This is a genomic window from Pseudomonas gingeri (assembly GCF_013386165.1).
Classification (GTDB): domain Bacteria; phylum Pseudomonadota; class Gammaproteobacteria; order Pseudomonadales; family Pseudomonadaceae; genus Aquipseudomonas; species Aquipseudomonas gingeri_C.
Genome location: NZ_JACAOS010000033.1, coordinates 125,655 through 137,501, shown reverse-complemented (window position 1 = coordinate 137,501; position 11,847 = coordinate 125,655). Strand labels below are relative to the sequence as shown.

Sequence of the window (11,847 nt, the reverse complement as noted above, 5' to 3'; positions counted from 1 at the left end):
CAAAAAGGTCAAAAAGGAGCCACGAAACGGAAGGGACCAAGGGAAGCAAAACGAAGGGCAAAGGGCCTACCCGCAAATGGCTCGTCCGTGAAATGAACAGCCAAAAGGCTCTCCCACACCGTTTAGGAATGGCATGCCGCATGTTCTGGCGATTCAAACTGAAAAAGGCGGCGGATCCCGCGCCCGCCCACAAACCTGCTCCGCCGGCTGACCACCTGGTCCCTCAGACGGCGACCGAGCTGCTGTCGACCCCGCGCCGACAAAAACTGCTGGAGCACATCTGGCAGCGCACTTCGTTGTCACGCCAGCAGTTTGCCGACCTCTACCGACACCCCATCGAACGCTACGCCGAACTGGTTCAGCAACTGCCGGCCTCCGAAAACCACCACCACGCTTACCCCGGTGGGATGCTTGATCATGGCTTGGAGATCGTGGTCTATGCCTTGAAGATTCGGCAGTCGCACCTGCTGCCCATAGGGGCCACCCCGGAAACCCAAGCCGCACAAACCGAGGCCTGGACCGCCACCATCGCGTACGCGGCGCTGTTGCATGACCTTGGGAAAATTGCGGTCGATGTGGACGTGCATCTGGACGATGGATCGGTGTGGCATCCCTGGCAGGGGCCGATTCAGCGCGCGTATCGCTTCAAGTACCGCAAAGGGCGACCCTACAAACTCCACAGCGCCGCGACTGGCTTGCTCTGCATGCAAGTGCTGCCCGCGTCCATTCTTGACTGGCTGAGCACCTACCCCGAACCCTGGAGCGCCCTGATCTATGTGCTGGCCGGGCAATATGAACATGCCGGCACCCTGGGTGAACTGGTCAGCCAAGCCGATCAGGCTTCGGTGGCGCAGGAGTTGGGGGGTAATCCTGTGCGAGCCCTGGCCGCGCCCAAGAGCTCTTTGCAGCGCCGGTTGATCGAGGGCCTGCGCTTTCTTGTCAACGAGCAGCTCAAGCTCAATCAACCGCGCGCTTCAGACGGTTGGCTCACCGATGACGGCTTATGGCTGGTCAGCAAAACGGTGGCAGACAAGTTGCGTGCCCACCTGCTGTCCCAAGGCGCGGAAGGCGTTCCGTCCTCAAACACCACACTGTTCAACGTGCTGCAGGACAACGCGATCATTCAGCTCAACGTGGACGGCAAAGCAATCTGGACCGCGACGGTACAGAACGGCAAATGGAAAAAGACCCTCACGTTCTTCAAGGTTTCGCCGGCCTTGCTCTGGGAGGAGGGCAAGCGACCGTCTGTGTTCAGCGGTTCGATCACCGTGGAAGTGACCCCCGAGCCCGTAGTGCCAAACACTGAAACCCTCGGCGTGGACCCTGCTGCGTCCGAGCGGTCTACCCCGTGGGGCATTGGGCCGGACTTGACCCAAGAGCCTGCCCAGGCGGCTTTCCACTGGGAGGGGATACCTTCCGACGATAGGGATGAACAGATTCAGGAATATGACGAACCGCCGCAGTGGTGCCAACTGCTGGACGAGGACGGCTCTTCGGACATGCCCCGCGACGAGATCGACTCCCCGGCAGCGGCCGAAGTCAAACCACCGCCTGTTCCCAAACCGTCTGCCCCGCGCAAACCTGCATCGCCAGTCCGTTTGCCAAGCCCGGACGCGAAAGCAAAGGACCTGGGCGAAGCCTTCATGACCTGGCTTCGCCGAGGTATCGTCGGGCACACGATCATCATCAACGACGCCCATGCACCGGTTCACAGCGTCGCTGAGACGGCTTTTTTGATCACCCCGAAGATCTTTCAGCGCTATGCCCAGGAACACCCCGAAACGGCACGCCTGGCCAAGGAGCAGGGGACCAGCGACTGGCGTTGGGTTCAACGCTGTTTTGAAAAACTGGGCCTGCACCACAAAAGCGAAGAGGGCCTGAACATCTGGGTCTGTGAAATCAAAGGCCCGCGTAAAACGCGCGACATCAAGGGCTACCTGCTCAAGGACCCGGGTCTGATTTTTACCGAGAAGCCCTATGACAATCCCTACCTGACGCTGAAGGACTCACCCTAAAAATAGAGGTCTTCGCTCAATAAGGGCTGGCCTGGGTCAAGTCGTTCTGGTGGCTCCTCTGCGCAACTGCCGAGCCACCTAGGCGTTGAGCTCCGACCCCGAACAACGCAACATCGATGCCGATCAGTTACTTGAGGCTTTTCGCAAGATTCCGCGCTAGCGCCGCTGTCCGTGCTTCTTACGTTAAGCTCAGGTGTTCGCCCTCGGGTGCACCCTGAGGTTGTGACCCTACAAGCCCGGCTCAATCGATCAAGCCATTCACGTCATAAAACGGATAAGGCCCCGGATACTCGCCAAAGACCCCGTTATGGGGCCCTAGCCCTTGCTGTGGATACCAGGCGTGCAGCAGGTACCCGGTCGGTTCGAGGTTGAAGTGCGCCGGTGCGGTGTCCTGCAGGTCGAGTACGATCTGGTGCGAGGTGCCGGGGCAGACGTAACTCAAACCGTTGATAAACAGTGGGTGACGCAGGATCGGTGCCTCGGAACGGTAGGGTCAAAGCGATCGCCCAAACAGCTAAGCTCCTGAAGGCACTAGGCAAGATCGAGAGCGTTCTGCTTGGCTACTCGCCCTATGTCAGCGACCAGCACGTCTCGGAGTAATCAATATGCCGATTACCCCGATTATTTGTCTCGCGCTGCCCTGACAGCTATGCGTCACGTCTTCTAGGTTTGATCAGGCACCGCGGCCAAGCGAGACTTGGTACTTGCGGAGGGACTGAGTAGTTTGACAATCACGATTGACAGAACGAAGCAGATGCCAATGAGCACCAGCATGACGCTGTGGAAGGAGGTGTTGTAGCTCGAGTCCATGAAGGTCCGGAATAGGTCCGCATGGCCAGCATCGACCAGTTGCAGCGGCGTCGTTAGATTGCCAGCTGCAACAGTGTTGGCCAGTTGCTTGATATCCAGTGCTTTCGCAAAATCTGGTAAATCAGTGCTCATGACTTTATTCAGGTTGGTCGCCAGCAAGGAGCCGTAAAATGCAATGGCGATGGTTTCACTGCCCAGGCGAAGCGTGTTCAGGAAACCGGCTGCCAGGCCGGATTTTTCCGGTGCCACGTTGCCGAGTGCCTGGCCGTCGGCCAAGCCGGCGCACAGGCCAGTTCCCGCACCGATCAACAGCATGGGGCCGGCAAATGCCAGGAGCGATGCGCCGGTGCCGATGAACAGAAGGCAGATATCACCGACGATCAGAATACCCAGACTGGCGAACAAGACGGTTTTGGCCTTGGTGCCAGCTTCTACCAGCTTTGCTGATATCACTGGGCAGATAAACAATGGCAGGGCCAGCAGCAGCATTGCCAGACCTGTGGTACCGGCACTGTATCCCGCGACGGAGCTCAAATAGCTGGGTAGATAGGTAAGCAAGGTGAAAAAGCCGAAGGACGGCGTGACGGTGGCCAGGCACCAACCTACGAACTGTCGGTTGCGCAGGATCGACAGATCCAGCATTGGCTGACGCTGGTAGCGCTCGACAAGGATGAAGGCGGCAAACGAAACCACGGACAGGGCAAACAACCCGAGGGTATCCTGACTGTTCCAGCCCCATTGGGAGCCTTGCACGATGCCGGTGACGAGGAGCAATGCACTCACGACAAACAGCGCGATACCGAGATAATCAATCCGTGCGTTGCTGAAGTGGGGTGCTTGCAGGCGCAGTAACGGAATCACCGCGATCACTATCGCAATGATGCCCGCATGCACATAAAAAATCGCACGCCACCCTATGTTCTCCACCAGCATGCCCGAAAGTGTCGGGCCTATCCCCACGCCGATCCCGACGGCAGCACCGGCCATAGCGAAGGCTTTCAGGCGAGCGGCGGCATCGAATTCCGTTGCCAGTATTGCGCTACCCGCCGCGAAAATGGCCGCTGCGCCGATGCCGGCAATGGCTCGGGCGCAATCGAGGACCAGGATGTCGGTCGCGGTCGCGCTGATAAGAGCGCCCGCGCCATAGATCAGGGCACCTAATGTAAAGGCCCTTTTACGCCCGATAATGTCAGCTACGGCGCCCCAGGCGAGGGTGAAGCAGGCAAAAGTCAAGTTGAATGCGGTCACCACCCATTGCAGGGGAGTCAACTCGGGCTTGAGTTGCAGGGCGATATAGGGCAAAGCGACGGCGGTGCCGGAAATCGATGTCGGGATGACAAAAATTGCCAGCAGAATGGCCACCAGAAGCAAGACGTGACTTGATTGCCCGGTGTGTGACGGTGTTTGTGTAGAGAGACTCATGGTCGTTATCTCTTGGTTGAGCCAGAAATTATCGAAGAAGGCCCCGAGGGGCTCAGTGGGCGTCGCATTCGAGCGCCTTGGCTTCTATGGCTTGGGCCAGGGCTGAGAGCATGCCTTGCAGTGCCTGGGTGACGTCCGGCATGGTCAAGGCCTGTTCCTCGGTCACCTGATTGCTGGGAAGCGATAGCGTCGGCGAGCCTGAGTCCAGGACGTGCGCACCCATGATGGTCAAGGTTTCCCTCAACGCTGCGGGGGCATGGACGGAGCGTTTCGAGCTGTTGAGCAGTGCAAGGGGCTTGGCTTCCAGTTCGCCACTGCCCACTATCCAGTCCAGAGCGTTCTTGATGACACCCGTTACGCCGTGGGCGTATTCAGGGCTGGCAATAATGACGGCATCGGCATTTTTCAGGGCTTCACGCAGGGACAGCACGGCCGACGTCTCATGTCCTTCATTGTCCGGATTGAACAAGGGCAACTGGTCCATGGCCTCGAACAGGCTGATGTTCATGCCCGGTGGGGCCAGTCGGGCGCATGCGCGCAACATAGCGGTATTCACCGAGGAGGCTCGCAAACTTCCGGACAATGCCAGGACATGGATCATAGCGAGCTCCCCGTGTAAGGGCAGCCCGCTTGACTTGCTTCGTTTCGCAGGGGCTTGCTCGGTGTCTCCTGGAGGTGTTCAGTGGTGGCTTGGCTGGGGCCATCGGTCCAGGTGATCGGCAGTTGCTTAAGGCCGTACAGTACCATTTCATGGCGAAACGGCAGGGTATCGATGGGGCAGGTCAAGGCAAGGGTGGGCAGCTCCCCGAACAGGCTGCGAAAGACGATTTTCAGTTCGGCTCGGGCGAAATGGGCACCGATGCACTTATGCAGTCCATGGCCAAACCCCAGGTGATTCCTGGCTTTTCGGTGGATATCGAGTTGGTCGGGTTGTGTGTAGATCAGTTCGTCCCGATTACCGGAGTTGAGCATGACCACGACACCTTCTCCGGCTCGGATAAGCTGCCCGCCAATTTCGACGTCTGCGGTGGCGACCCGGGGGAGACCGGTATGGTTGACCGAGAGATAGCGGACCATCTCGTCAATGAAGTTATCGGCCAGGGCCGGCTCCGCCAAGAAGCACTTCAACTGTTCCGGTTGTTGCAGCAAGACCACGGTCCCCAGGCCAATGACCTGGGCCATCGTGTCGTAGGCGCTGAGTAGGAGCAGGGCCGCGAGGCCTACCAGTTCATCGTGACTGACTTGGCTGTAGCGCACCGGGTCTTGAATCAGCCGACCGATCAAGTCGTTTCCGGGAGCACTTTCCTTGAGGGTCACCTGCTGATCGAAATAGCCCATCAGTTCGACCACTGCGGCTTCCTGTTGCGCAGGGGAGCGGCTTCTGTCGAGGATGGTATCGGTGCGTTCCTGGACAAAACCATGGTCGGCATACGGGACCCCGAGCAGTTCGCAGATAACCTGGGCGGCGATCGGCAGGGCAAAGGTAGCAATCAGGTCCTGTGGTGGCTTCAATGAGCGCAGTTTTTCCATGTTACGGGCCACTACCCGCTGCATCAGCGGGTTCAGTGCTTCCAGTTGAGGGCCGATGAATTCACCAACAATCAGGGCACGTAGCCGCTTGTGGTCGGCGTCATCCATCAACAGGAAAAAACCGGGAGGAGGGGCGATATCGCCCGTCAGGTAGGAGGGGAAACCCGGCCGACGAGGGTCCGAGCTGAAGCGCTTGTCGGCCAGGACTGAGCGAATATCTTTGTAGCGCGTCACCAGCCAAGTGCTGTCGCCCCGGGGTGTTTTCACCCTCAGTATCGGCTGCTCGACGCGCAGGTGCCGGTACTCGGGGGGCGGATCAAAGGGACAGGTACGCTGGCTCGGGATATCGTGCAGTGTCGGTTCCATGGTGTTCTCCATTGCGTCCTTGAGGGGCAGCATCAGCAGCTGCCCGCGTTACTGGCTAGTGCCTGGGACAATGTGCGCAAGGTCGGGAAATCCCAGATCACAGTGGGATCGACGTCCACACCAAGGTGGGCACCGACTTCGCCGATGAGTGTCAGTGCGTAGACGGAATCGAGTCCGTACTCGCTCAAGGGCTCGTCCGGCTCGATGGCGTCCAGGGGTAGGTTGACGTACTGGGCAATACGGGTCGCCAGCCAGTGACTCAATTCGCTCGCGGAAAGCGTGGGGCAGGTTTGCGTCAACATTGAAAATGTCCTGTGTAGTGGGAGAGTGAACACGCTCGGTTACGTGTCGGGCGTCAATGCCAACCTGCTGTCGTGGCCAGTGGCAAACGGCTCAGGTCAAAGCTTTGCCGGGACATGTAACGCTGTGTCAGTTCGTTGAGTAACGCTTGCGTCGGCATGGCGGGCATGGGCTGGCGCGGCAGTCCTGACCGATCGGCCAATCGCAGCAACACCGCCAGGATCCAGGCCGGCTGGGCAAGGAAGGGGTCTGTGGTGTGCTGTTGCTGCGATTGCCATAAGCCAAGGCAGGCCGAAGCGCACAGCAGGACACTGTAGCGGCTGGCCAGGCGGAAGCTTTCCGGGCTCGCACGGGCCGTTGTTTCCTGAGCCGTAAGGGCGGCGCACTGTTCACGAAGGGCCTTGAGCTCATCGGCAAACAGGCGCACCAGGTGAAATATCTCGCTCTCGCAACGACCTTGGGTAGGCTCCTGGGTCGAGAGCTCCAGCAGGGAAGCGAGCAAGGTATCGTGTCCACCACTGGAGAGTTTCAGGCGATCAAAACGCAGTGGCGTCTGCTGCCCGTCCAGCTCAAACAGTCCCTCTGGCGCCCGAGCGGCTTTGTTCCAGGCGGTCTTGGCTAGGAGGGGCAATTGCGGCAGCAGCGTCATCAGGCAACTGATCCGTGCCGCATGGCCGAAACCGACCGGCTGTAAATCGCGCAACAGTTTTTGAAAGATCGCCATGTCCCCTTCGCGTATGTACGAATGGGCCCCTAGCACACTGGCCAATGAGTCCATGGCCGCGACCAGGACAGCAGGGACCAGGGCCTTGACGGCACTGCCATACAGATTCAGCGTTGTGGGGACAACATGGGCCGCATTGGCAGCAACACTGACAAATGCATCGCACAGAAGCAGGTCGGCAAAACCTTCAGCCAATCGAGCGCGAACCTGGGGCAGCTCGCTGACGGGCTTGCTATACAGCGTGCGGGTACGACAATGCCTCAGTGTCAGGCGTAAACCGGTATCAAGGATGCCACTGAACATACCCGGCAATGCAACACGGGTCAGTTGGAAAGCCTTGAGGGTCGTTTCCAGCCCTTGGCCGGGGTTGCCGACCAGGTTTTCCAGAGGGAGGTCGCATTGCTTGAATTCGATCCCACCCAGGGCGATCCCGCGCATGCCCGACGTGCTGTAGCGTGCCAGGTCGACGAGGGTACCGGCTGCCGTCTCGGTTCGCTCAAGGAGTATTTGCGAATGGCTTCTGCCGCCTGTTCCGCTGGCGGTTCTGGCATACACCAGCAGTGCTTGGGCTCTCGCCACGTTGGCGATCACCTGTTTCCCCCCCTGGAGCGTGAGTCGGTCCGGGTGGAGTACTGCGCTGCAGTCCGCACGCGAGATGTCGTTCCCATGGCCGAGCTCATGGTAAGCACACGCTAGCTTGCCGTTGCCGAGTAGTATGTCGGCCACCCGAGTCTGCTGTTCGGGGCGTCCAGCGGTCCAGACATTGACAGCCGTGAGGAAGGAACTCGCACCGTACCCTAACCCCAGGCTCGGGTCGCGCCGGAAGAGGCAGCGCATCACCGCGATCAGTCCGTTGAGGCTAACCAGGCGCCCGCCCAGTTCCAACGGCACGAATTGGGCATTGAGCTGGTATTGATCCAGCAGTGCTTCTCCGGCCAGCAACAACTCCTGGCGTTCATCCGCTGCAAGGACGGCATTGAAACCGATGGCGTTGAGGGGCGCCCAAGGGTCCCCTAGGAGCGCCTCGAGTTGCGACACATCGTTTGGCTGTAGCATCTGATTCATGAGCGAGCCTCTTCTGGTGTGTCACGCAGCAAAGAGATGCCGTTGATCGGCCACGTTGTGGTGTGGCCCAGCAGTAGCGTCGCCAATGCTTCAAAGGCCCCGCGTTCACCTTCCTTGCTGTCGCCTAGCGTTTCCAGTACCCAGGCAAGGCATGCCTGTAACCATTGCGGCTTGCGTCTCAAGGCGGGGCCATCATCGCGGGTGTGATTGAACAACCAGAACTGCAAGCAAACGGCACCGGCGAAGCAGCGTTCATAGCGGCTTGCCAACTCGAATGCGCAGTCCGGGACACCCTCTGTCGTGGGGGCGTACTGCTCGAGTTCCAGATAGAGCGCCTCAACGTGAGCGAGCAGGCGCCGGCATTGCGTGGCCACGGTCTGGGGGAGCTTTTTCGCCGTCGCCAGTGCGCTGATCTGGATCGCGGCCTTAGGCAAGCCTTGCAGGACACTGCAACCTTGCAAGGCGATCAGCTGCAGTTGCGTCGGGTTGAAAGCTGGCAGTTCCAGGCCCGGTGTCAAGGTGGTTTCCAAGCCGGCCGTGTTGTTTCGTGCCCGTTTCCAGGCACTGGCCAGCAAGGGGAACTGGGTGATCAGGCTGCTGCGGTTAACCACCGTGCTGCCATCAAAAATCGGGACAATACGGTGATCGCGTTCAAGTTTCTGATACATCCCATCCCGATGCACCTGATCGAGAAACGCTCTGGCACCGAGCATTTCACCCAGTCGCTTGATCACGCTCTCCACCGCGCCGGGAACAAAGGCCTTGGCGATCACGGAGGTCACGCTCATCTCTTCAGGCAGGGCATGGACGCTGCGGGTGGCGGTCAATCCCACCAGCTCCGCACATAGGTGCATGGCGAGGGCTTCACCTAGGGTGGCCCGGGCCAGGGGCAGCTCGATCAGAAGGTTGTCATAGAGGGCTCGTGACCGCATGAAATCTACGGCAATCGCAAACGCCTGGTCGGATGCGCCCAATGACAGCCCGACGCAGGCGGTGCGAGTCAGTTGCAGGGCTTTGAGGACGATTTCAAGGCCGGCGCCAGGCGCGCCAATCATGGCGTGTCGAGGTACCACCGCGCAGTGAAGGGCGATGCCACTAATATCGGCGCCACGGATACCGTGGGTTTTTACCTTGGGCAGCAGGCTGAAGGCGCCCTGGGGTTGTAACCGTTTGTCCAGGATGAACAGGCTGTATCCCCGCGACCCGCTGGTGGCCGAGGTCCGTGCCAGCAGACACATCACCTGGCCTCGGCTGGCATTGTTGATCAGCCATTTTTCACCCTCAAGGATCCACCCATCCTCGTGCGGCACAGCGGTCAGCTCTCCGGCCAGTAAATCGCTGCCATGGGCGCGTTCGGTGAGTCCCCAAGCATAGATGCTGCCCTTGATGACCTCCCTGGCGGCCTGCGATTGCTGATCCGCAGTGCCCGCCAGCCAGTAACAAACACTGCCCAGAAAGGTCTTTCCATGGCCGATAGCAACTGTCAGGTCGTGGCGGGAGACCGCCCGCCAAAGCTGCATCAACTCGGTCATGTCGTTCAGCTTGCCACCGTGTTGCAGCGGAACGTAATACGCCGGCAGGCCAAAATTGTCGAGCACCTGGCAGGCGTCGCCGGGGAAGCTTTCCTGCCTGTCCAGCTCGGCCAATACCTCTCTGGCAAATGCTCCCCGGATGCTTTGGGAGGCGTTGAGCAGACTAGCGAGTTGTTGATCGGCCGGTTCCGGCCTGCGTGCTCCAGGTGGTGCCGTGGTCACCGGGTTTGCCGGTTCGGCGAAAGAGGTGTGTCCCGTCATGCCGATTCACCGGTCAGGCTCAGGTCCTGGGCAATGAGACCGTTCTTTGGTTGCATCAGACGCAGCTCCTGTACGGTTGCATCCAGAGATTCATAGAGGGCCGGCAGTTCATTGGCCAGGAACAGCTCGCGCATGGCCCCCCGCTGGATTTTTCCGCTGGTGGTACGCCTTACGCTGCCAGAGCGCAGGAGGGTGACGCCCACGGCGTAAATACCGAATTCGCGCATGACGGTGCCGCGAATGGCCTTGCTGAGACTGATCAGTTTCTCGGTCTCGGGCATACCACGCACTTCGTGGGTGATCACCAGCGCTTCGCCGCCTTCAAGCATCACGCCGAAGGCGGAGCCCAGTCGGCTGGCCAATTCCGGGTGATGACGGCGAAGCTCGAACTCGATGTCCTGGGGGTATAGGTTACGACCTCGGACGATGAGCATTTCCTTGATACGACCACAGACGTAAAGCTCACCCTCATGGATCACCCCCAAGTCACCCGTGCGCAGAAAGCCGCTTTCACCGTCGCCGGTGGTGAGGTTGAACGTGGCCTGTGTCGCGGCTTCCCGATGCCAGTACCCGGGGGAAACGCTTTCGCTGCGCAGCCAGATTTCGCCGAACTGGTCGGGCGCCAGTGCAACGTGCGAGGACGGGCAGACGATACGAACGTCAAACCCCACCGGGACACCGCAACTGACCAGTTGGCGTGAAGGTTGACCCTCACGGGCGAGCTCGAAATGCTTGTTGGCAAGTGCCTGGAGATCCACCTGTCGGATCATTGGACCGCGTTTGCCATAACCGGAGACATAGACGGTCGCTTCTGCCATGCCATAGCAGGGGCACAAGGTTTCGGTGTTGAAGCCTGCGGCGGCAAAGCGCTCACTAAAGCTCTTGAGGGTGACGGCCTGGATGGGCTCGGAGCCGTTGGTGGCAAATGCCCAGCGGGACAGATCGAGCTTGCTCAACTGCTCATCGGTCACGCGCCGGCAGCAAAGATCGAAGGCGAAGTTCGGGGCGGCCGAATAGTGAATGTCGTATTTGTCGATCATTCGCAACCAGCTGTAGGGGCGCAGGACAAACGCTTGGGGCGTCATCAGGACGCAACTGCTACCGAGAAATAGCGCGGGCAGCAACTGCGCCATCAGCCCCATATCGTGGAACAGGGGGATCCATCCACCGAAGCGGGTGTTTTCATCGAAACCGAGTGCCAGGCGGTAGCTGTCCACGTTATGCAGGAGGTTTTGATGGGTGATCATCACGCCCTTGGGGTCGCCGGTTGACCCCGAGGTGTATTGCAACAGCAACACCGTCTGGCGGTCGATTTGTGGCGCCTGCCAGGCGACATCCGAAACGATGGGTTGGTCGCTGGCCAGGTAGGTACAACTGCCCAGACCTTCTTCGTTGCCCCAGGCTTGTACTTTTTCAAGATTGTCCCGGTCGGTGAATACCGCGCTTACGCCCGCATCGACCGCAATCGATTTCACACGGTGACGCTCGTGACTGTATTGGCCCGGCAGCGGCGCGGGAACCGCAATCATCCCCGCGTAGACACAGGCCATGAAGGCTACGGTGAAATCCAGGCCGACGGGGTACAAGAGCAGGATGCGTTCGCCGCTGTCGAAGCGCTCCTGCAACCAGCCGGCCAATTCGCGGGCGGCCGTATCGAGTTGTCGATAACTGAGTGTTGTCGCGTCATCGTTCTCGATGTCTCGAACTAGAGTGACCGCTTCATGATCCGGTCGGGTCACGGCGTGGTGGCACATCAGATCCAATACGTTTGGCGTGTTTTGCAAATTGACCATATTCATATCCTCCATTCGCGCGCCAGGGG

Annotated in this window: 8 protein-coding genes and 1 pseudogene; 1 reads left to right on the top strand and 8 read right to left on the bottom strand. The window is 59.7% G+C overall.

What is annotated here, in order from left to right:
- Positions 1-140: 140 nt before the first annotated feature.
- Positions 141-2,015, top strand: a complete 1,875-nt coding sequence (gene mobH / locus HX866_RS33090; protein WP_177141240.1) for a MobH family relaxase — start codon at positions 141-143, stop codon at positions 2,013-2,015.
- Between the two features lie 241 nt (positions 2,016-2,256).
- Here the strand turns inward: mobH and HX866_RS33085 are convergent.
- The 8 genes and pseudogenes from HX866_RS33085 to HX866_RS33050 all read right to left on the bottom strand — a co-directional run.
- Positions 2,257-2,469 (bottom strand): annotated as a pseudogene (locus HX866_RS33085) (phosphodiesterase); the annotation flags it as partial.
- Between the two features lie 209 nt (positions 2,470-2,678).
- A complete protein-coding gene (locus HX866_RS33080) occupies positions 2,679-4,247 on the bottom strand; it encodes an MFS transporter (protein WP_177141204.1) in 1,569 nt (522 codons plus the stop codon).
- A gap of 52 nt (positions 4,248-4,299) precedes the next feature.
- Entirely contained in the window at positions 4,300-4,848 is a 549-nt protein-coding gene (locus HX866_RS33075; protein ID WP_177097156.1) for an NADPH-dependent FMN reductase, read from the bottom strand.
- Complete coding sequence (locus HX866_RS33070; protein WP_177097154.1) at positions 4,845-6,143, bottom strand: cytochrome P450; 1,299 nt, start codon at positions 6,141-6,143, stop codon at positions 4,845-4,847. The genes HX866_RS33075 and HX866_RS33070 overlap by 4 nt, the downstream gene beginning before the upstream one ends.
- A 32-nt stretch (positions 6,144-6,175) precedes the next feature.
- Positions 6,176-6,445, bottom strand: coding sequence for an acyl carrier protein (locus tag HX866_RS33065; RefSeq protein ID WP_177097152.1), 270 nt, complete (start codon positions 6,443-6,445; stop codon positions 6,176-6,178).
- Positions 6,446-6,498: 53 nt separating this feature from the next.
- Positions 6,499-8,232, bottom strand: coding sequence for an acyl-CoA dehydrogenase (locus HX866_RS33060; protein WP_177097151.1), 1,734 nt, complete (start codon positions 8,230-8,232; stop codon positions 6,499-6,501).
- A complete protein-coding gene (locus HX866_RS33055; RefSeq protein ID WP_177141203.1) occupies positions 8,229-10,025 on the bottom strand; it encodes an acyl-CoA dehydrogenase family protein in 1,797 nt (598 codons plus the stop codon). The genes HX866_RS33060 and HX866_RS33055 overlap by 4 nt, the downstream gene beginning before the upstream one ends.
- Entirely contained in the window at positions 10,022-11,818 is a 1,797-nt protein-coding gene (locus HX866_RS33050; RefSeq protein ID WP_218179830.1) for a fatty acyl-AMP ligase, read from the bottom strand. The genes HX866_RS33055 and HX866_RS33050 overlap by 4 nt, the downstream gene beginning before the upstream one ends.
- Positions 11,819-11,847: the final 29 nt, after the last annotated feature.

What these genes read in the sequence shown, in the direction of transcription:
- mobH (WP_177141240.1), top strand. Translation starts at nt 141, where the DNA reads ATGTTCTGGCGATTCAAACTGAAAAAGGCGGCGGATCCCGCGCCCGCC.
- HX866_RS33080 (WP_177141204.1), bottom strand. Translation starts at nt 4,247, where the DNA reads ATGAGTCTCTCTACACAAACACCGTCACACACCGGGCAATCAAGTCAC.
- HX866_RS33075 (WP_177097156.1), bottom strand. Translation starts at nt 4,848, where the DNA reads ATGATCCATGTCCTGGCATTGTCCGGAAGTTTGCGAGCCTCCTCGGTG.
- HX866_RS33070 (WP_177097154.1), bottom strand. Translation starts at nt 6,143, where the DNA reads ATGGAACCGACACTGCACGATATCCCGAGCCAGCGTACCTGTCCCTTT.
- HX866_RS33065 (WP_177097152.1), bottom strand. Translation starts at nt 6,445, where the DNA reads ATGTTGACGCAAACCTGCCCCACGCTTTCCGCGAGCGAATTGAGTCAC.
- HX866_RS33060 (WP_177097151.1), bottom strand. Translation starts at nt 8,232, where the DNA reads ATGAATCAGATGCTACAGCCAAACGATGTGTCGCAACTCGAGGCGCTC.
- HX866_RS33055 (WP_177141203.1), bottom strand. Translation starts at nt 10,025, where the DNA reads ATGACGGGACACACCTCTTTCGCCGAACCGGCAAACCCGGTGACCACG.
- HX866_RS33050 (WP_218179830.1), bottom strand. Translation starts at nt 11,818, where the DNA reads ATGGTCAATTTGCAAAACACGCCAAACGTATTGGATCTGATGTGCCAC.